Origin of the sequence: Clostridium cylindrosporum DSM 605 (assembly GCF_001047375.1) — a bacterium.
Classification (GTDB): domain Bacteria; phylum Bacillota; class Clostridia; order Clostridiales; family Caloramatoraceae; genus Clostridium_AB; species Clostridium_AB cylindrosporum.
The window spans coordinates 21,467-44,202 of record NZ_LFVU01000028.1 but is presented as its reverse complement, the minus strand read 5'-3'; the positions used below and the strand labels follow the sequence as shown (position 1 = coordinate 44,202).

Below are 22,736 nucleotides of genomic sequence, written 5' to 3'. Positions count from 1 at the left end.
AAACAAATGAAGAAAGCCACTAAAATGCTTCTTATTCTAGACGGATATGGAATAAGAAACGAGGAAAAAGGAAATGCAGTTGTAGATGCAAAAAAGCCTAATCTTGATAAATACTTTAATACATATCCTAAAACATTTCTAAATGCTAGTGGTCTAAGCGTAGGACTTCCAGAGGGACAAATGGGGAACTCTGAGGTTGGACACTTAAACATAGGTGCTGGAAGAGTAATTTATCAAGAACTTACAAGAATAAATAAAGAAATAAGTGAAGGTGGCTTCTTTAAAAACGAAGCACTTCTTAAGGCAATAGATTACTCAAGAAGAAATAACTCATCTATTCATCTAATGGGATTACTATCAGATGGAGGAGTTCATAGCCACATTGACCATCTAAAGGCTTTACTTAAGCTATGCAAAGAAGAGGGATTAACTAAGGTATATGTTCATGGGTTCTTAGATGGTAGAGATGTACCACCTCAAAGTGCCCTTGAATATGTAGAGTCTCTTGAATCATATATTAAGGAAGTCGGAGTAGGCTCTATTGCAACTATTTCAGGCAGATACTATGCAATGGATAGAGACAATAGATGGGAAAGAGTACAAAAGGCATATGATGCTATGGTGAAGTCAGAGGGACCTACCTTTGACTCAGCAGCTAAGGCTATCGAAAGCTCATATAAAGATAAGGTTCTAGATGAGTTTGTAGTTCCATCAGTAATTGTTAAGGACGGTTCTCCAGTAGCGTCTATAAGTAATAAAGATTCTGTTATATTCTTTAACTTTAGACCAGATAGAGCAAGAGAGATAACAAGAGCTCTTACTGAAAGAAACTTTGATGGATTTAAATCCGATTACATAGAAACTTACTTTGTATCTATGACCCAATATGATAAGTCATTTAAGAATTTAAATATAGCATATAAACCAGAGAATATCGAAAACACTCTAGGGGAAACCTTAAGTAAAAAGGGAAAAAGACAGCTAAGAATTGCAGAAACAGAAAAATACGCCCATGTTACATTCTTCTTCAATGGCGGAGTTGAAACTCCATATCAAGGAGAAGATAGAATACTAGTACCATCTCCAAAGGTTGCTACCTACGATATGCAACCTGAAATGAGTGCTGGTGAGGTTACTGAAAGAGTGCTTAAGGAAATATCAGAGGGTATATATGACTTTATTTTACTTAACTTTGCTAATCCTGACATGGTAGGCCACACTGGAGATTTAGATGCGGCTATAAAGGCTGTAGAGACAGTTGATGAATGTACAGGTAAAATAGTAGAAGCTATACTTCAAAATGGCGGTGCTGTATATATAACAGCTGACCATGGAAACGCAGAGCAAATGATTGACCCTGAAAACGGGGAAGCATTTACTGCACATACAATAAATAAGGTTCCATTTGTAGTAATAGGAGAGGGAGATGTACACCTTCGTGAAGATGGTAAAATCTCAGATATAGCTCCAACTATACTAAACTTTATGGAGCTTGATGTTCCAGTGGAAATGACAGGTGAAAGCCTTTTAACTAACTAAAGAATTTAAGGAGGAATAACAATGAAAAGATATGTTGAGATAATCGACGTTATAGGAAGAGAAGTACTAGACTCAAGAGCTAACCCAACTGTAGAAGTTGAAGTTGTTCTAGCTGACGGAACAAGCGATTACGCTATAGTTCCATCAGGAGCATCAACAGGAGCATTTGAAGCTGTTGAATTAAGAGATGAGGACAAGGACAGATACCTTGGAAAGGGAGTTCTTAAGGCTGTTGATAACGTAAACACAATTATAGCTGAAGAACTAATTGGAATGAATGCATTCGACCAAACTCTAGTAGACGAAACTCTACTATGGCTAGATGGAACAGAAAACAAGGGTAAGCTAGGAGCAAACGCTATACTTGGTGTATCACTAGCTGTAGCTAGAGCTGCTGCAAAGTCACTAGGACTTCCACTATACCAATACATTGGGGGGGTTAATGCTAAGACTCTACCAACTCCAATGATGAACATACTAAACGGTGGAAAGCACGCTGATAACAATGTAGATATCCAAGAATTCATGGTTATGCCAGTTGGAGCAGAAAGCTTTAGAGAAGCTCTAAGAATGTGTGCTGAAATATACCACTCACTTAAAAAGACTCTATCAGACAAGGGATATAACACAGCTATCGGTGACGAAGGTGGATTCGCTCCAAACCTTAAGTCAAACGAAGAAGCTATCACTGTTATTCTTGAAGCTATAGAAAAGGCTGGATACAAGCCAGGCGAAGAAGTTAAGATAGCAATCGATGCTGCTGCAACTGAGCTATACAAAGATGGTAAGTACCACCTAGAAGGAGAAGGAAGAGTTCTTTCAGCTGCTGAAATGGTTGACTTCTGGGCAGACCTTGCTGATAAGTACCCAATAATCTCACTAGAAGATGGTCTAGATGAAGAGGATTGGGAAGGATGGAAGCTTCTAACTGAAAAGCTAGGATCAAAGATCCAATTAGTTGGAGACGACCTATTCGTTACTAACACTAAGAGACTTGAAAAGGGAATTGATACTCACACAGCTAACTCAATTCTTATAAAGCTTAACCAAATAGGAACACTAACTGAAACAATAGAAGCAATTGAACTAGCTAAAACAGCTAAGTACACTGCTGTAGTTTCACATAGATCAGGTGAAAGTGAAGATACAACTATCGCTGATTTAGTTGTTGCTATGAACGCTGGTCAAATCAAGACTGGTGCACCAGCTAGAACAGACAGAGTTGCTAAGTACAACCAACTTCTTAGAATAGAAGAAGAACTAGGTTCTGTAGCAAAGTATGCAGGACATGATGCATTCTACAACCTAAAGAAGTAATTTATTTCATTAAAAACAGAGGCTGATAACTTTTGGGTTATCAGCCTTTTTTACAATTATTTATCATTATAAAAGTTGGAATTTAAAGTTATATGTGCTACAATTATTTTATTGGAAACTTTAGGCTAGGAGGTGGAAATTTTGAGTACAGCAATAACAGTTATACATATAATTATATGTATTGCATTAGCAATAGTAATACTTGCTCAACCAGCTAAGCAAGCCGGACTAGGCGCAGCACTAGGCGGAAGTGGCGGAGGAGATAGTGATAATTTCTTTAGTAAGAACAAAGGAAGAACCTATGAAGGTAAAATGGAAAAGCTAACAATATTCCTTACCATCTTATTTGTTATAACAACTATAGGATTATCATATGTTGCAAATCTATAGTCTTGAAGTATACTCCTATCTTTAGTTTTATACTATTAGGTAGGAGTTTTTGTATATACTTTTATTATTTATATATTAAATATGTATAAAGTATGTATAAAGGTATAAGAATAATAATATAGAATAAACTAGATTGAGTTTTATAAATATATAGCTTGCTATATTCGAGGTGATATAAATGAGTAAAATTAAAGAACAAATAATTGCATTTATGAGAGAAGAGGCATATAAGCCACTTAAGGCACAGGAAATTGCCCTTATATTTGATATTGGAAAGAAAGATATGCCTATGTTTATTGAGATTTTAGATTCAATGGAGGCAGAGGGACTTGTTATAAAGACAAGAAAGGAAAAGTATGCCTCACCAGATAGACTAGGCCTTATAAGAGGTAAGCTACAAGGAAATGCAAAGGGATTTGGTTTCGTTATTCCAGATAGTGAAGAAGCAGATGATTTATTCATACCACTTGAGAACATGAACGGTGCTATGAATGGGGATGAAGTTATAGCGAAGGTAGTTCGTGATGCTTCGGAAACAGGAAAGAGAACTGAAGGAGAAATCGTTAGAATAGTAAAAAGAGCTAACACTAAAGTAGTTGGAACATTCGAAAAAAGCGGTTATTTTGGATTTGTTGTACCAGATGACAAAAGAATATATCAAGATATATTCATATCTAAGAACAACATCCAAGGTGCAAAAACTGGAGAGAAGGTAGTAGCTGAAATTACAGTATGGCCTGAGAATAGACGTAACCCTGAGGGTAAGGTAGTTGAGATTCTAGGTCATAAAGACGACTTAGGAGTAGACATTATATCTATTATTAAAAAGTATAATCTACCTGAGGAATTCCCGAAGAAGGTTGAAGAGTATGCTGAGAATATTCCAGAGCAGATTCCAGCAGAGGATTACAAGGGAAGACGTGACCTTAGAGACCTTAAGATAGTTACTATTGACGGAGAAGACGCGAAGGACCTTGATGACGCTATATCTATAGAAAGATTAAGTGGTGGAAGATTCAAGCTTGGAGTTCATATAGCAGACGTATCACATTATGTTAGAGAAAATAACGTACTTGATAAGGAAGCATATAATCGTGCTACAAGTATATACCTAGTTGATAGAGTTATACCTATGCTACCAAGAAAGCTTTCTAATGGAATATGTTCACTTAATCCAAGAGTAGATAGACTTACTATGACTTGTATGATGATCATAGACGAGAATGGTAGAGTACTTGAACATGAAGTATTCGAAAGTGTTATTAAGACATCAGAGAGAATGACATATACAGACGTAACTAAGATTCTTAGAGATGATGATCCAGAACTTAAGGAAAGATATGATTACCTACTTGAAGAATTTAATATGATGAAGGAATTATGTGAGATTCTTAATAAGAAGCGTATGGGTCGTGGGGCAATTGACTTCGATTTTGAAGAGTGTAAGATTATCCTTGATGAAGAAGGCAAACCAATAGACATTAAACCATATGAAAGAGAAATAGCAAACAGAATCATAGAAGAGTTTATGCTTGTATGTAATGAGACTATAGCAGAGTACATGTTCTGGACTGGACTTCCATTTGTATATAGAATACATGAGAAGCCAAATGATGAGAAGCTTCTAGCATTTGGTGAATTTATATATAACCTTGGATATTATCTAAGACCAGGTAAGGAAGTTCATCCAAAGTCACTACAAAAGATTCTAGAAGAGGTTAAGGGTAAAGATGAAGAGCAAGTAGTATCAACACTTCTACTAAGGTCACTTAAGAAAGCTAAGTACTTTGAAGAGTGTATAGGTCACTATGGACTTGCAGCTAAGTATTACTGCCACTTTACTTCACCGATAAGACGTTACCCTGACCTTGTTATTCATAGAATAATAAAGTGGTTCCTACATGGTGAAATAGATACTAAGAAGGAATCAAAGCTTAAGAAATTCGTTGTAGATGCATCTAAGCAGTCAAGTGAAATGGAAAGACTAGCTCAAGAGGCTGAAAGAGAAACAGATGACCTAAAGAAGGCTGAATATATGCTAGATAGAATTGGTGAGGTATATGATGGAATCATATCATCAGTTACTAGCTTTGGTATTTTCGTCGAACTTGAAAACACTATAGAGGGGCTTGTCCATATAAGTCATTTATCAGATGATTACTATATATATGATGAAAGCAAGCACCTAATCATGGGAGAAGCTACTAAGAAAACATACAAATTAGGCCAAAAGCTAAAGGTTAAGGTATCTAAGGTAGACGTAGAGACTAGATCCATTGATTTCTCACTTGTAAAAGAGACTGTAGAAGAGTAGTATAAGTTTTAGGGATACACTAACATTTGGAGAAGTAGGGGATAGAGATATCCTCTACGAACTCCAATTAAATAAGTCTCAATTCTTTTGAAATCCTTACAGGTGATTGACAAAAGAGTAAAAAAAGTTTATAATAAGTTACTACGTAAGGATTGTAGGTGATGTAATGAAAGGTAAGAGTAATACACTTGCTGAAAATAGAAAAGCAAGACATGAATACTTCATAGAGGAAACATATGAAGCAGGCATAGAACTATTTGGAACTGAAGTTAAGTCTGTGAAACTTGGCAAAGCCAATCTTAAGGACAGCTATGCTACAGTGAAGAATGGAGAGGTTTTTCTTAATAACCTACACATAAGTCCATATGAAAAGGGTAATATATTTAATAAAGACCCATTAAGAACTAGAAAGCTTCTTCTTCATAAAAGTGAAATAAGAAAGCTTGAACAGAATTTAACCCAAGAAGGCCTAACACTTGTACCACTAGCACTATATGAAGTGCGTGGACTAGTAAAGGTTAAGATAGCAGTAGCTAAGGGTAAGAAGCTTTACGACAAACGTCAGGATTTAGCTAAGAAAGACGCCAAGAGAGATATCGAAAGATCTCTTAGAGAAAAGTTTTAGCATGTAATCAGCATAGCTGATTCATATATACATGGGGGCGTCAAGGCATTCGACGGGGGTAGTAGGAGCTTAGGAAGCGAGTCGAGGACCTGTACCTCGTTAAAAACTGGGAACTTAAATATAAACGCAAAAAACGAAAATTACGCATTAGCTGCCTAGTTGCAGCTCATCCTGCCTAGGCTTCCCACAGCTTAGGACCAGGGTGTCAAATAAGTGGGGAAACGCGCCTGTCAAAGCTTTGAGATAGGAACGGAATTTATGAAGCTACCGAAATCTATAGCCTGTTCTTGGGCGATAGATAGGGGGAATCTCAAAACAAGAACTGCACTCGGAGATGCTTAAGTTTTTATGCTTTCGGACAGGGGTTCGATTTGAAAAGAGTCGCCTTATGAAGTAATTCATAAGTGAAAACTTGGCTTTATCGGTGAAACCGTAGTAGGTAATGCTACCGGCAATACCGAGGGGTATGTAGGGAAACCTAACAGCTCCTTATCGACTTATAGGTCTCTAAATCTTATGATATGAGATACTAGGATAGAAGGTAAAAACTATATTATACTTCTATAATACGCCAAGTAGCTACAAGTAAATATTTTGGAGCTAAAGATATAGTCAGTGCCATTAGAGATAGTGGAAGAACATGTCCCCTCGCCTCCACCATGAAACCCTCGACTAATTAGATTAATCGAGGGTTTTTTCCCTATGTTTAATTATAGAATTATTCAGAGTGAGCCGTATCAAAAGTAACGGAGGTTTTTACTATTTGAGTATGCTGGTATATTAAAGTAATTGGAGTATACTGACTTTTTAGGAAAACTACATCCATTTATATATAAACTTAAGTGACGATGAAACTTAAAATACTATTCGATGTTCATTCAATGATTCCATTATGCGAATTTTAGTATTATAATGAGATATACAAAAATAAATATTTTTTGATAAATATGCACAAATGCAAAAGTCTGAGTTAGAGTTTAAGCAATCCAAACTAAAATCAGATGATATAGCTCAAATGGTAACCGGAGCAGATGTAAGAATGTTATTAAATAACTTCAAGGGTTATGTAATAAGTAGAAACATACTAGAATGTAAAAAGTTTATACAGGACTTCGTAAAAGAAGTAGTAGTGCATAAAGAACACATTGAAGTAATCTTCAATGTGTCTTTTAATATGCTGAAAAATTGTCAAGGTGTAGAGATTTTAAGTAAAATTGATAGGCATGGTTTATTTGAAAGATATAGTAATAGCTTCTATATTAAGGTTTATTAATGAATACTTTATTTAAGAATTATAGTAATAATGCATTGTAAACTACGCTAAAGTTGTCTTTAATGTACAAAATATATTTTATTTTGCTGTCGTTTAAAATTGGTTATTTGGATTTTATTTTCAATACAATAAAATTATTCAATATTTTGTTTAAATATGTAAAAAAGGAGGAGATTGATGTATAATTATATTATCAGATTAACATAATGAGGTGATACATATATGAGTAGAGGGTCAGAATGGAGAAAATGGGATTTGCATGTTCATACAGCATCATCATATGATTATAAATATAAAACAGATGATTGTGATGAATTATTAGTAAAGTCTTGGAGAGAAAAGGAATTAGCGGTTGTTGCTATTACAGATCATTTTTTAATTGATGCTGAAAGAATAAAAAAACTACAATTGTTAGCACCAGAAATTACTATTTTACCGGGAGTAGAACTAAGGTGTGATAAAGGAACTTCAAATTTACATGTAATTTTAATTTTTTCTAATCAGGATTTGGATAAGCTTTCAACCAGATTTAGTGTAATCATGAAAGATGATAAAGCAAGAAATAAGGATAACCATGATAGCATTTACTGGGACTACAAAGATATTGTTGAATTTGCTAGGACTAATAATGGCATTGTTAGTGTTCATGCTGGTAAAAAAGATAAAGGAATTGATGATGGTATAACAAATTCTCTAGAAGTTAATATGGCTATTAAAGCTGAAATTGCAGAATATGCAGATGTTTTTGAAATGGGAAAGATAAATGATATAGATAACTATAATAAATTCGTTTTTAAAACTGTTAGAAGAAAGCCAATGATAATTTGTTCCGATAACCATGATCCTAGGAATTATCAATTGAAAGAGAACTTATGGATAAAGGCAGATGCGTCATTTGAGGGATTGCTGCAAGCAATTAAAGAACCAGAGTTACGATTTTTTGTAGGAGACATTCCTCCTAAGAAGAAAATTGTTAATGATAATAGTCATAAATTTATAGATAGCATTAAAATTAAAGGAATAACACCTTCAGATAAGTGGTTTGATGATGAAATACCACTAAATTATGACTTAGTTACAATTATCGGTAACAAAGGTAATGGTAAAAGTGCATTAGCAGATATAATTGGACATGCAGGAAATACTCATAATAATAAATTTTCTTTTTTAAGTACTGAAAAGTTTAATCAAAAACCAGATTATTTAGGTAAAAATTATGGTGTAGTACTCAAATGGAAGAATGGAATTGAAGAGGAGAAGTTATTATTTCCTACTGATAATACATTATTAGTAGAGAAAGTCAAATATTTACCTCAACAATATATTGAATACGTATGTAATGATTTAAAGGATGGTTTTAATGATGAGATAGAAAGACTTATTTTTGACTATTTACCACAAGAGGAAAAACTAGGTATGGATTCTTTATTTCACTTAATGGAATACTTAACAAGTAATGTAGTTAAAGATATTGATTCCAAGCAAGTAAAGTTAAAGGAAATAAATGCTCAAATTATAGAGAAGGAAAATAAGAGTTCACTTGGTGAAAAGCGAATTTTGAATGAAAAGTTAAATGATTATCAAAAGCAACTGGAACAGGAAGCAAATAATAAACCTATAGATGTTGTAAAGCCTAATATAGACACTCAAGTAGAAGAAACATTAAATATGCTTAATGTTCAAATGGAGGATTTAAAAAAGCAATTTGAAATTAAAAAGCAAGATTTAGACAATTTGAGTAAAAAACAACATTTGATAGAAAGTACTTTAGAACAAATTGAAAAAGCAAAGAATAGTGTAGAAGAATGGTTCGATAAATTAAATAATAATTTGCTAAGTAATGGAGTAAAAGAAATAGTTGCATGCAAGGTAGACGTAAATTGTGAAGATTTACTATCTTTAAAGAAACAAGTTGAAAGTGGGATAAATAGTATAAAGTTAGAAATAAGTACTATTGAAAATGATAAGAAAGATGGTACATTAGTGCTCAAGTTAAAAGAGACACAGCAAAGAATTACCCAAATAACAAGTAAATTATCATTAGCAGAGGTGAATTATCAAAATTATTTACAGGATTTAATAAAATGGAGAGAAAAAGTTGCTAAAGTCTCTGAGAATATTACTAAAATAAGGGAAGAACTTAGAGTATTAGAAGAAGATATTCCTATAAAACTAAATGAGCTATATGAATCAAGGAAGTTGATATGCAAAGAAGTTTATTTGTTAAAAAAGAGTATTGTAGAAAAATATGCACAAAAGTATTCATATATAAATAGCGCAATAAGTGAACTTGATATAAAAGAATCAGAAAAGCCTAAAATAGAGATTAATTTTTATTTAGATAGTAATAATATGGAAAGAAAGTTGTTTAATCATATTAATCAAAATGTAAAAAGTATATTTAGAGGAAAAGAACAGGCTAAGGAAAATTTATCTTTATTAGTAGAAACAATAAAAATAGATGAATTTGATAGCGTATTTGATTCTTTAAAAAAAATAGAAGATGAATTAAAAAATTCATCATCAGATTACGATAAAGTGTTTTTAGATAAGGCAGAATTTTTTAACAATCTTTATGGATTAGATTATATAAAAACAAATTATCAACTAAAATTAGGGGATAAATTATTAAGTAAATTATCTCCAGGTGAAAGAGGATTATTATTATTAATATTCTATTTATTATTGGATAAGGAAAATTGCCCTTTAATAATAGATCAGCCAGAAGATAATTTAGATAACCAATCTATTTTTGATAGATTAGTGAAATATATAATTAGAGCAAAAGCTCAGAGGCAGATTATTATAGTTACCCATAACCCTAATATAGCAGTGGCATGTGATTCAGAACAAATTATTTATAGTAGTATGAATAAAGAAGAATTACATCTTAAATATACTTATAATAGTATGGAAGCTTCAGAAATGAGAAAGTATATTGTAGACGTTCTAGAGGGTACTATGCCTGCATTTGAAAAGAGGAGTAAGAAGTATACGGAATAAGTAGGAGAAAAACTTTAATAATAAATATATTTTATCATCCATATAATATATAAAGACAAAATTGGAGGATATTTTATATGGATGATATAAAGAAAAATGTTAGTACAAAAATTAATCTGAGTAAAAAAGAAATAATAGATAAAATTTTAAATATGGATTATAAAAGAATAGAGGAGAAGGTTACTTTATATAAAAGATACGAAAGCTTGAATCTTTTCCAAGAGTTGTTTTATATTGCATGTAAAAAGAGTTGTAAAAAGGAAGAGGAAATATACAATTTGTTTGTACAGCTAACTAGAGATTTTGTTGATAGCTGTAAGGTACACCAAATTAATGAAAAATCTAGTTGGGGGATTCATATGGATACTTATGAAAAACTTAATCGAATTATTAAAATAGAAACTTCAAGCTATAAGTAGGAATTTATATATGTAATTTTGTTTATAGTTATCTATAAATTTAATTTTGGTGGGTTTTAAAGGTCGCGCTTCGCCTCCACCATTGAAACCCACGACAAAAATGTCGTGGGTTTTTTATATGAAAAATATAATATTATGTATAAATGTGGTATAATTACCATATTGAGTTATAGTGTATTTTTGTTTTGAAGGCATATATGGGGAGAGGTAAAAAAGAAGAAAAATGAAACAAAAGATAAAGAGAATGGAAGAAATTTAAAAAAGGTTAGTAAGATTTAATTTGCCTGCTTCTCCAGTGAAATATAAGGGATTTTAAGATAAATATAATTATCAAACCAATATACATAATTTAATTTGCAAAAATGCTAGTTTTGAAAACGTTAGATATCATGATTAGTCCTCTTGTCACGATGTTGAATTTACCTAAGGACGATATTACATACTTATCTGACTATATAAATCAAGTAGTATTAAAGCCCAAACAAGTTATGGTAATATATAGCTTAGAAAAAGATTTGAAATGCAACAAAAACAAATGGAGGGATGACTGTGGATACAAGCTTGTTAATAGGGGTAATACTAGGAGTAGCTGGGATATTAATTACTATTATTTATTCTGCAAAGCGATTTAATAATAAAAAAGTAATTAATTTAAATAAGAGTAACTTTAATATTATCAAAGATAATAATTTTGGTGATCAGAATGAGAGAAAATAAATATTTATTTAGACATATTATTGGAAACTTATTTGGGAGAATTAATAATAAAAAAGTTATAAACTTTGAGGATAGTAATTTTAACACTGTTGAAAATTGTAATTTTGGAACACAAGAAAATCACAGGCAAATAAATATAAACAATGGAATATATATAGAAAAATATATATATGGAAGTTCTATCAACCAAGATACTTCAAATGATGAACAAATCTTTTTTGTACCGCAGATAAGAAATATGAAATGCTGTGGAAGAGATAATGAACTATGGGACTTGAAAGATAGGTTATTGAAGAATAAAATTCAAGTAATAACTGGACTACCCGGGGTAGGAAAGTCGAGACTTGCATTAAAGTATGCTATTGATAATAAGCAACATTATAAGTTAGTTGCATGGATAAAGTGTAGCTCAAAAGAGGAAATTCTTAAAAGCTTCTTGGAGTTAGCTAAATATCTAAAGCTAGGCTATGAAAATAAAACTGTGGATACTATTATACAAGAGGTTATTTTCAAAGTATTAGATACAGAACGAGTATTGCTTATATTTGATGATGCAATTGATTATAAAATGATATATGATTACTTGCCTATCGAGTATGATAATATGCTAAGTATAATTATTACATCAAAAAATTCTAATTGGAATGAACTTACACCTCCTATGAAAATTAATCCGTTTGACGAAGAAACAGCGATAGATTTTTTATTAGAAAGAACTCAATTAGAAGATAGAGAATGGGCTAAGATTGTCGGGAATTTACTAGGAAATTTGCCAATAGCACTAGTACAAGCTGCATCATATATTGAATATAACAAAATAGGCTTTAGGGACTATGTAGAACTATATAATAAGTATAAGATGGATGTATTAGAAAGTGGAGAACCAAGTAAAGATTATGAATATACAATAAAATCTGTAGGACAAATTGGACTAGATGCTATATCAAAAGAGAATAATCTTAGCAAGAATTTGATGTATATATTTGCTTTTTTATCTCCAGACAGTCTCCCAAGAAGAATCGTTGAAAACAAGATTACTATCTTAGAAGAAGTGTTAGATACAAATGTAGATATTTTAAATTTAAATAATGCACTTGCTAACTTGAATAAGTATTCATTAATAGAATTATCTAAGTCCAATATATCTATACATTGTTTAATAATAGAATCAATAAAAGCTATTTTAAGAGATACTAATGAAAATAATGAGACTATGTTACTAGCCTTAAAGCTTTTTTGTAACATCTTCCCAAATAATTTTTTAGATGAAGTAAAAATTATAGATAGTTTTAGTCTAATTTCTCATTTTGAAGCTTTAGTGGATAATATAACAATATATGGAGATTGCCTGCAAGAAAAAAGACTTATTGCAGAGCTTTTATATAAAGGAGCAATTGCTTTTAAATTACTTTTGCAAACAGAAAAAGCCATGTCATATGCTCAAAAAGCATATGACATATTTAATCACTATGGTGATAGTGAAAATAATCATTTAAATATGGCTTCAGTACTTCTTGCAGGTATTATGATAGAATTAGGAGAAGATGATAAGGCTCAAGATATTTATCTAGGAACATTGGATAGATTAAGAGCGGATAACGATGAAAGAAATGTTTCTATAATATTAAATAATATTGCGAACTTATTCAAAAAAAGAGGAGATTACTTTCAGGCTATTATATATCTAAAGAAAAGTCTTAAAGAATTAGAAAAGTTCGATGATATGGAAAAATCCAAAATAACAATTTTATGTAATATTTGTGATTTAGAAACTAAAAGTGGGCAATATGAAGAAGCACGATCTCATATTGATGAGGCTATTAGTTTAGCAGAAAAGATCTATACTAAGAAAAGTCTACATTATTCAAAAGCTATAAACAATAAGGCTGTTCTTTTAAGTTCATTGGGAGAACATAATGAAGAATATAATTTATATATGGAAGCAATAAGTATTGATGAATCATTTTATCCTAAATCACACAAAGAATTACTAGTAAAAAAGATTAATCTAGGGATATGTCTACTTAATCTTAACGAGATAGATCAACTGGAAAATTTGATAGATAAGATAGAACCTTTAGTAATTAAGCATTATGGGACAGAAAATAAGCTATATGCAGATACATTAGAATTAAAAGCATATATTGCACTTAAGAGAAAGAGAGAAGATAAGTATATAATAAATATTAACGAAGCCTATCATTTAAGAAAAAAGCTATATGAACCAATGCATCCTATCATCATTGATAGTGAGTTCAATCTTGCAATTGCGCATGAAAAGGTTGGTAATAAAGGTGATGCAATACAGAATTATAAAGAAGCTATTAAGAAATATAAAGATATATATGGGAATAATTCTAAACTTACTATAGAAAAGACTAGAATTGTAATTGACGCACTAATTGATCTTGAAGAATATAGTGATGCTATTAACTTTTGCAAGGAGCTATTGTCTTCTAGTTCAAGTACTTTTGGAGAAAAGAGTATCGAGGTATCATGGTGCTACATGAAAATGGGATACATATATTATAAAAGTTCTAATTATAACAAGGCGCTTGATAAGTTAAACAAAGCTCATACAATTAATAAGAGCAATAAAGGAAGGAATAATGCAATAATTACTGAGAATTTGTTTTTAATCTACAAAACATTGGGGGATAACGGTAATATTATTAAAGCAATGGAATACTTAGGTAAAGCATTCCATGAAAGTCTAGAATTAGATAATGAACATATAGAGTTGAAAATGTTTGTGGAAAATGAATATTACAATTTTACCACGGAATATAGTAACTATACTGGTGAAGTTGTGAGTAGGCTAGATAGAAAGCGAATGAGTCAAGTCTTGAAAGATATAAATTTGATAACCTACAACATAGGAGACACTTTAATTATTGATGCTAGAAAAAATAAATCTTAGCAATGTTTAAAGACTTCTACAATAACTTCAAATATACTACTAATAATATTAAAGTTTTAGTGGATTAAGCCAGTCACGAGTCGTCTCTACCAAATAAGAACTAAGATTTTGATACAATGCAAACCTACTGATTTTAGTAGGTTTCGCTGTTTTTAGAAATTTTTGAGTGGTTAAGAATGAGCTGATAAGAAAACACAGTTAGAACCTTAAAAAATCAAGGTTCTTTTCTTATACCAAAAATCAAGGGTTTTTACTAATGTAATGCAATTTCCTTTGTTTTGAGATATAATTTTATTGTAAAAATATTAATAGACAATTGTTATTTTGAGATCTATGTTAAATAAACATCCAAAACAGAAGAAAAGATAAAGGATTTGAAATAGATATGAAAAAAATAGTCATTGGAATATTAGCTCATGTTGATTCGGGCAAGACAACCTTGTCAGAGGGTATGCTCTATATGAGTGGTAAGATTAGAAAATTAGGAAGAGTAGATAATAAAGATGCATATTTGGATACCTATGAGCTGGAGCGGGCAAGGGGTATCACTATTTTTTCCAAGCAGGCAATATTTGAAACCAATGGGTATCAGATAACCTTGCTGGATACTCCAGGACATGTGGATTTTTCCGCTGAAATGGAGAGGACACTGCAGGTATTAGATTATGCCATACTAGTTATAAATGGTGCAGATGGTGTTCAGGGACACACAAGGACTCTCTGGAGGCTTCTGGAACTGTATGAGATTCCTACTTTTATTTTTGTGAACAAGATGGATCAAAGTGGCACGGATAAGGATAGGTTAATAGAAGAATTGAAAAAGAAACTAAATGACGGATGTGTTGAATTTGAACAGGTAAAGACAGAAGGCTTTTACGATCAGCTGGCCATGTGTGATGAAAGCATGATGGAAACCTTTCTGGAAACAGAACATATTGAAACTGTTCAGATTAGGGAAGCTATTAAGGGTAGAAAGGTATTTCCATGTATTTTCGGGTCAGCTTTAAGATTGGAAGGCATTGAGCAATTGATACAAGTTATTGTTGATTATACTATAATACCTTCTTATCCAGATGAATTTGGGGCTAAGATATTCAAAGTAACCAGGGATGACCAGGGAAATCGCCTTACTCACTTGAAGGTTACCGGTGGAAAGCTAAAGGTAAAGGATGTTCTATCCAATCATGGCTGGGAAGAGAAAATAAATCAGATACGCATATATTCTGGAAATAAATTTGAAGCAATAAGTGAGATAGAAGCGGGCTCTATATGTGCAGTTACAGGGCTAAGTCAGGCCAGACCAGGAGAAGGCCTAGGGGTAGAGGAAGCTTCAAATGCTCCGGTGCTTGAACCTGTATTGTCCTATCAGATGATACTGCCCGAGGGATGCGACCCAAGAGCAATGATTCCTAAACTACGTCAGATTGAAGAGGAGGACCCAGAACTTAATATTGTGTGGGATGAGCAGTTGCAGGAGATTCAGGTTCGTATTATGGGTGAGGTTCAGATCGAAATCCTTCAGAACATGATACAAAGCCGTTTTGATGTTGATGTATCCTTTGATGCAGGAGGAATTGTATATAAGGAAACAATTGCAAATATAGTTGAGGGAGTAGGGCATTTTGAACCCCTTAGGCATTATGCTGAGGTTCACCTTTTATTGGAGCCAGGCGAGATAGGAAGCGGTTTAGTGTTTGAAACTAAATGCAGTGAAGATATACTAGGCAAGAGTTGGCAGAACTTAGTTATACACCATCTTGAAGAAAAAGTTCATAAAGGAGTTTTAACAGGTTCGGAGATTACTGATATGAAAATCACTTTAGTCTCTGGCAGAGCACACAATAAGCATACTGAAGGCGGTGACTTTAGAGAGGCCACCTGGCGTGCAGTACGTCAGGGCTTAATGGAGGCTAAATCTGTTTTGTTGGAGCCTTACTACTCCTTTCAGCTTGAATTGCCTGAGAAAATGTTAGGAAGAGCCATGACTGATGTTGACAAAATTCATGGTACCTGCGAAATAGCTCATTCAGACGGTGAAACCGCAGTTTTAGTTGGAAGTGCCCCAGTTAGTGGTATGAGAAATTATCAAAAAGAAGTGATTGCTTATACCAAAGGTACTGGCAGGCTCTTTTGCAGTTTAAAAGGATATGAGCCCTGTCATAATTCTGAGGATGTCATAGAGCGCATAGCATATGATCCTGAAAGAGACATTGGAAATACGGCTAGTTCTGTATTCTGTGCCCAAGGTTCAGGTTTTATTGTTGAATGGAATAATGTGAAGGATTACATGCATTTAGAAAGTTATTTTGATAAAAAAGAAGAGTTATCCTGCTCAGGAATGCAAAAACAAGCTGCATATACAGAAGAGAGTTTCATTAGCCCTGATGAGATTGATAAGATAATCAATCAAACCTACTATGCCAACCAGGGAAGGAAATCTGCATGGAAAAGTTATAAGCCAGCTAGGGCAGCTTATTACAAACCTGTTACATCAAACTTTGTTTCTAGAGATTATACAAATAAAGAAGAATATCTTCTTGTGGATGGTTATAATATTATCTTTGCATGGCCAGAGTTAAGTGAACTGGCAGAGGATAATATGGATGGTGCCAGAATAAAATTACTTGATATCCTAAGTGATTATAAAGGTTTTCACAATAAAGAAATTGTTGTTGTTTTTGATGCTTACCGTGTTGAGGGTCATCGTGAGGAAATAGTGGACTATCACAATATACATATGGTATTTACTAAAGAGGTAACCGAACAGTTACAAAATATCTATAAAAATCTAATAAAACATATAGATTTTTATAGATATTAAAATTGTCAACAGCCTCCCATGTTCATAAAGAGCATGGAGTGGTGGCAATGGCCATCCAAAATCCCTTGAATTGCTGGAAACCCTTAAAGCTTAGTACACTACAAAGTAATCTGAAAAGATAAGCTTGAATGTTGCGAAAGCAGAAAAAAGTACTAAGATAGCATAAGGTTAAATCCTAAGTGCTTTAAATAATAGGCAATCAGCAGGTAAGATTCTAAGTCCAATGGATATGAATAAACTTCAACGACTATTCCGAAGGGAAGTACACTATAAGTCAATAATGATAGTGGAAGTGGGGGATACCTAGAAATAGGTAATGATATAGTCTACGCTTATGTGAAAGCATAAGAAGTTCATAGGAGAACTGGTAGTATATGACGAATACTATTGAATAAAGTCAAAAATCTATAAATATATATAAATAACTTGTTTAAAAAATGTCTTTGTATTTTATAAGTAATCTAATATTAGAGATAATTTTATCACCTCAAAGTATTTATTACAAAAATTGGTTGTCAATAATGTGATAACTATTTGGTACAATAAGTATGCAAGGAGGTGAGATAATGATAAAGGCCATAAAAATTAGATTACTACCAACAAAAGAGCAAGAAGAATTAATGTTTAAATCTGTTGGTATAGCTAGATTCGCATATAACTGGGGACTTAACAAGTGGAGTGAATTATATAATCAAGGTTCAAAACCATCTAAGTCTACAATTAAGAAAGAATTTAATAATACAGTTAAAAAGCAACCAGAATATAAATGGCTTTATGAAGTAAGCGCTCAGGTTACTGCACAAGCATTTGGTGACTTAGATGATGCTTTTAAGAAATTCTTTAAAAAGGAATCTAACTATCCTAAATTTAAATCTAAGAAAAAATCCAGAAAAAGCTTTTATGTTAGATATGATGCTATTAAATTTGAAGATAATAAGGTGAATTTAGAGAAAATAGGTAAGGTAAATTATAAAACTAATTATAAGATACCTAGTTTATCTAAATATAATAACCCTAGGTGTCATTTTGATGGTAAGTACTGGTACCTAACATTAGGCTTTGAACAAGGTGAAAACCAAATCGAGTTAAATGAGGATTTATCAATAGGAATAGATTTAGGAATTAAAAACTTAGCTTTCGTTAGCTGTTTAGATAAACCAATTAAAAACATTAATAAATCATATGAAGTTAGAAGATTGAATAAAAGACTTAAAAGATTACAAAGACAAGTTTCGAGAAAGTATGAAATGAATAAAAACGGTTCTAATTTTATTAAGACTAATAACATTATTAAACTTGAAAAAGAAATAAAGTTAATATATAGAAGGCTAACAAACATTAGAAACAATCATATTCATCAAACAACGAATAAGATAGTTAAGTTAAAACCTTACAGGGTTGTTATGGAAGATTTAAATATTAAAGGTATGATGAAAAACAAACATTTATCAAAAGCTATTGCAAATCAATGCCTATATGAATTTATACGTCAAATGAAATATAAGTGTAAATTTAACGGTATAGAGTTTATTCAAGCTGATAAATGGTATGCATCATCTAAAACATGTAGTTCATGTGGAGCCACTAAAAAAGATTTAAAGCTTTCAGACAGAACTTATAGCTGCATAGACTGCGGATTAAATATAGACAGAGACTTAAATGCTGCTATTAATCTATCTAAGTATAAATTAGTAAGTTAATCACAAAAAAGATATTACTGATATGTACGATTCGTTGTATCGGAATTTACGCCCTTGGACTATTACATCAAACTAAAGTAGAATATTTTCGGATATTTGAAATAGGGTAGGTTGAATAGGGAATTAAACAGAATTTATAGATTTTTATAGATTTTTGGCAACGGCCCAGACAGCTGACCAATATATTGAAAAATTCGCTCATGACAATAGCAAAAAATACAATATAGTGGTTGCAACCTCAGACGGCTTGCAGCAAGTAATCGTCAGGGGCGAAGGGTGTTTGTTGATGTCCGCCAGAGAACTGAAGGCCGAGGTGGAGAATACAAATAAGAAGATTAGGGAGGAGCAAGAAAAAATTCAGGGAGTAAGCCGGAATTATCTTAGCGATGCATTATCTCAGGAATCGAAAAAGCAAATGGAAAACTTGTTTACAGAATAAGGCTAATTGAAACCCACGGCAAAAATATCGTGGGTTTTTACTAATGTGTTGAATTTTTTATAGGCCTATCAATATAGGTTTATATTTTTAGCTTTTGCAATATTAAAGTGTTATAATTAATTGAACTTTTATGATCTATGTTTTTTTATACAATAGATGTGAAGACAGTAATCTTATTAAAAAGCACAGTAAGAAGACTTGAATTGAGTCTTCAAGAGAATTAATTAATGGAGGATATATTATGAAGATTTCAAAGAAAGATGCATTGATATGGTTTGAATTTTTTTCAATGTTGCCTGAGGAAGAGGAACTGATGACAAAACAACAAGAAATCATTTACTCTACCTTTGCACAAATTGAGGCAGCTATCGATCATAGAAATGATATGTTAATATCGGAAATAAAAGGTTTCAAAACTTTGAAGAATAGAACTTATTTTGTGGGAAATGAGAGTAAATTCCCAAAGGGATGTTGTTCTTGTCTGTTAGGTACTGGTTTAAGTGCAATTAGGAAAACGAACAAATGTAACATAGAGTGTAATTTTTGTTACAATTATGGACAACTAGAAGATGTTCCACCAATTGGAGAAGGTATGTGGGAAATTGGAGGCACAAAATTTTATGAGAAGGATATTGATTTACTTCTTTCCACCTACCAGAAACCTACTGGCATTGCCTACGTTTATTTAGAGCCATTTATGGAAATTGAAAAGTACTATTCTGTAATAAAGAAATTTAGTGATGCTCAAATTCATCAACATCTATATACAAATGGCATTTTAGCGACTGAAGAGACACTAAAAGCATTAGGTGAAGCTGGTCTTAACGAGATACGTTTCAACCTAGGGGCTTCTAAATGTTCAGACAAAGTTATTGAAAATATTAGAATAGCGAAAAAATATATTAAAAATGTAGGTATCGAAACTCCGATGACTCCTGAGTTTTTCGAAGCTTTTTTAAAGAAAAAGCAAGCAATCTTAGAGACAGGGCTAGATTTTATCAATTGTGCAGAATTACATTTAAATGAGAATAACATAAACAATTATTATGGAGAAAATATGTATATTTCTAGACATGGCTATATATCTCCAACTTGGAGTAGGGAGTTAACTCTAAAATTTATGAAAATAGCCGATGAAGAAAAATGGGATTTAGTAATTCATGATTGCTCAAACCATACAAAATTTGCTAGAGGTTTAAATTTAAGTAGCAAAGAGGGTAAGGGGTTCGGAGTTAGTAATTATGCCTGTGAGTTTGCTAGGATTCCATATGAAGTATTTTTACCTATACTACGTGACGATAATTTCAAATTCTTATGTGAAGAAGAATTGCCTGATGGTTATAAACCAGGGGAGATGATGTTTTAGAGGATTTGTCTTTAATATGTAGTAGAATGTAGATATTAGGAAGTAGCGAAGGAATTATTTTTTAAAAGACACATTGAAGTAAATTTCAATGTGTCTTTTTCTATTATTAGATTTACTTGACTCTACGTAACGTTTATTGAAAAGTGAATTTATCAAAGCTTATAATAGATATGGAAATAAGAGTATGGGTTTTAATAAAGGAGTTAAATTAAATTTCATGTGTATTCATCTTATAAGAAATAATATAAATATAACCGAAATAATAAAAATTAATAGGATGTAATAAAGGAGGAAGTATGAGTAAACTATATTTGATTTGTGGAAATACTGCAGCAGGGAAAAGTACATACACTAAAAAGCTAGCAACAGAAAAAAATGCAATAAGTTTTTCAATTGATCAATGGATGCAAACTTTATATGGTGACGATTATAATAGCAAAGTTCATGATATGAAGTGGCTATTAGAAAGATGTGAAAGATGTAAGAACCAAATAAAAGAAGTTGCACAAGGATTATTAAATAGTGGAATTGATGTAATATTTGACTTTACATTTGGAGACTTTGAATCAAGAGAGTTTTATCGGAATTGGGCTAAGTCATTAGGTATAGAGGTGTCACTTCATTTTTTAGATATTCCTGTAGATGAAAGAAAAAGGAGATTAAGAAAAAGAAATAAAGAAAAAGGAGAAACTTTCTCTTTTGAAGTTACAGAGGAAATGTTTGACTATGTAGAAGGCTTGTTTAAGCCTCCAACTGATAAAGAATTAGAAAATGGAACTGTTATAAGATATGAAAAGGAGAAAAATACTTTATAAAGGGTTTAGTGTATAGCTTTATTAATATTGACTTTAATTTTATTAGAAAATTATATTAAACGGGTAAAAGGATTCTAATTATTTTATAGCTAGAATTCTTTTGTTTTTATAATCAAAAGGTAAAAAAAAATAAGAAAACTCTACGATACGTTTATTGAATAAAAGATATACATAGTTTAAATTAAAAATAAGAGGTGACACTACATGGACTGTAAGAAAATTGGTGAATTAATATATAAATTAAGAAAAGCAAAAAATTTAACTCAAAAGCAAGTAGCTGATGAAATGAATATAAGTGATAAAACAATAAGTAAATGGGAGCGAGGTCAAGGGTGTCCAGATGTTTCTTTACTTCTAGAGTTATCAGAAATATTAGAAGTAAGTATAGAGAGAATATTATCAGGAGAAATAAATACAAATGATTTGGTAGGAGGAAATATGAAAAAAATAAAATTTTATGTATGTCCTAAATGCAATAATTTAATGACAGCTACAGGAGAGGCAAGTGTTTCTTGTTGTGGTAAGAAGTTAGAGCCTCTAATTCCAGAAAAGTTTAATGATCAACATATGCTTGATATAAAGCCTATAGAAGAGGAATTGTTTGTAACATCAAAGCATGATATGAAAAAAGAACATTACATTTCTTTTATAGCTTATGTTAGAGGGGATACGGTTATTATTTCAAAACAATATCCTGAATGGAATTTAGAATTTACATTTAATAAACAAAAACATGGAAAACTTTATTTTTATTGTACAGAGGATGGATTGTTTTATCAAATGTTATAAAAATAATGATTTAAGTCATAGCTAGTGAAAGAAGTTACCTTCAATGGTAGACCTAGTGCGAATTAAAGTAGCACAAATATAATAGGTGAAGCATTTTTAAAAGTCCCATTTTAATAAATTAAAATGTTGATTTTGATTTAGAAGATAGAGAACTAAAAACACAAAGGTTTCTAGTTATATCTAATAGTAGATTTTACCCACTGTATTTCACCTCCACCAATTAATAACCTCACCATTTTGGTAAGGTTATTTTACGTTTATAAACTCTTTATAAAGTTTTTAGCTTTTC

Annotated in this window: 16 protein-coding genes and 1 other RNA gene; all 17 read left to right on the top strand. The window is 31.8% G+C overall.

Features of this window, described 5'->3' with window-relative positions:
• Positions 1–6: 6 nt before the first annotated feature.
• The 17 genes from gpmI (at position 7) to CLCY_RS10955 (ending at position 22,447) form a co-directional block, all read left to right on the top strand.
• Positions 7–1,539, top strand: a complete 1,533-nt coding sequence (gpmI, locus tag CLCY_RS11020) for a 2,3-bisphosphoglycerate-independent phosphoglycerate mutase (RefSeq protein WP_048571203.1) — start codon at positions 7–9, stop codon at positions 1,537–1,539.
• Between the two features lie 21 nt (positions 1,540–1,560).
• Entirely contained in the window at positions 1,561–2,856 is a 1,296-nt protein-coding gene (eno, locus tag CLCY_RS11015; RefSeq protein WP_048571202.1) for a phosphopyruvate hydratase, read from the top strand.
• Positions 2,857–2,997: 141 nt separating this feature from the next.
• Entirely contained in the window at positions 2,998–3,246 is a 249-nt protein-coding gene (secG, locus tag CLCY_RS11010) for a preprotein translocase subunit SecG (RefSeq protein WP_048571201.1), read from the top strand.
• Positions 3,247–3,424: 178 nt separating this feature from the next.
• Positions 3,425–5,560 carry a ribonuclease R gene (gene rnr / locus CLCY_RS11005; RefSeq protein WP_048571200.1) on the top strand — a complete coding sequence of 712 codons (2,136 nt, stop codon included), beginning with the start codon at positions 3,425–3,427 and terminating at the stop codon, positions 5,558–5,560.
• 166 nt (positions 5,561–5,726) lie between these two features.
• Positions 5,727–6,185 (top strand): SsrA-binding protein SmpB, encoded by a 459-nt coding sequence (gene smpB / locus CLCY_RS11000; protein WP_048571199.1) that lies wholly within the window; start codon positions 5,727–5,729, stop codon positions 6,183–6,185.
• Positions 6,186–6,227: 42 nt separating this feature from the next.
• Positions 6,228–6,559: a transfer-messenger RNA gene (gene ssrA, locus CLCY_RS13535) on the top strand.
• Positions 6,560–7,140: 581 nt separating this feature from the next.
• A complete protein-coding gene (locus CLCY_RS10995; protein WP_053083318.1) occupies positions 7,141–7,458 on the top strand; it encodes a hypothetical protein in 318 nt (105 codons plus the stop codon).
• 222 nt (positions 7,459–7,680) lie between these two features.
• A complete protein-coding gene (locus CLCY_RS10990; RefSeq protein WP_048571198.1) occupies positions 7,681–10,461 on the top strand; it encodes a TrlF family AAA-like ATPase in 2,781 nt (926 codons plus the stop codon).
• A 77-nt stretch (positions 10,462–10,538) separates the two neighbouring features.
• Positions 10,539–10,880, top strand: coding sequence for a hypothetical protein (locus CLCY_RS10985; RefSeq protein WP_048571197.1), 342 nt, complete (start codon positions 10,539–10,541; stop codon positions 10,878–10,880).
• A 549-nt stretch (positions 10,881–11,429) separates the two neighbouring features.
• Positions 11,430–11,597 carry a hypothetical protein gene (locus tag CLCY_RS13815; protein WP_161797127.1) on the top strand — a complete coding sequence of 56 codons (168 nt, stop codon included), beginning with the start codon at positions 11,430–11,432 and terminating at the stop codon, positions 11,595–11,597.
• A complete protein-coding gene (locus tag CLCY_RS10980) occupies positions 11,584–14,517 on the top strand; it encodes a tetratricopeptide repeat protein (protein WP_048571196.1) in 2,934 nt (977 codons plus the stop codon). The genes CLCY_RS13815 and CLCY_RS10980 overlap by 14 nt, the downstream gene beginning before the upstream one ends.
• Positions 14,518–14,902: 385 nt before the next feature.
• Positions 14,903–17,338, top strand: a complete 2,436-nt coding sequence (locus CLCY_RS10975) for an NYN domain-containing protein (RefSeq protein ID WP_082141799.1) — start codon at positions 14,903–14,905, stop codon at positions 17,336–17,338.
• Positions 17,339–17,904: 566 nt separating this feature from the next.
• The gene (locus tag CLCY_RS10970) at positions 17,905–19,038 is read left to right on the top strand and encodes an RNA-guided endonuclease InsQ/TnpB family protein (RefSeq protein ID WP_048571195.1); all 1,134 of its coding nucleotides are present in this window, start codon (positions 17,905–17,907) and stop codon (positions 19,036–19,038) included.
• Positions 19,039–19,192: 154 nt separating this feature from the next.
• Positions 19,193–19,477, top strand: coding sequence for an NYN domain-containing protein (locus CLCY_RS13530; RefSeq protein ID WP_479723120.1), 285 nt, complete (start codon positions 19,193–19,195; stop codon positions 19,475–19,477).
• Positions 19,478–19,718: 241 nt separating this feature from the next.
• Positions 19,719–20,843: a radical SAM protein gene (locus CLCY_RS10965; protein WP_048571194.1), complete on the top strand. Its 1,125-nt coding sequence runs from the start codon at positions 19,719–19,721 to the stop codon at positions 20,841–20,843.
• Positions 20,844–21,139: 296 nt separating this feature from the next.
• Positions 21,140–21,658 (top strand): P-loop nucleotide/nucleoside kinase family protein, encoded by a 519-nt coding sequence (locus tag CLCY_RS10960; RefSeq protein WP_048571193.1) that lies wholly within the window; start codon positions 21,140–21,142, stop codon positions 21,656–21,658.
• 204 nt (positions 21,659–21,862) lie between these two features.
• On the top strand, positions 21,863–22,447 hold the full coding sequence (locus CLCY_RS10955) for a helix-turn-helix domain-containing protein (RefSeq protein WP_048571192.1): 585 nt from the start codon (positions 21,863–21,865) through the stop codon (positions 22,445–22,447).
• Positions 22,448–22,736: the final 289 nt, after the last annotated feature.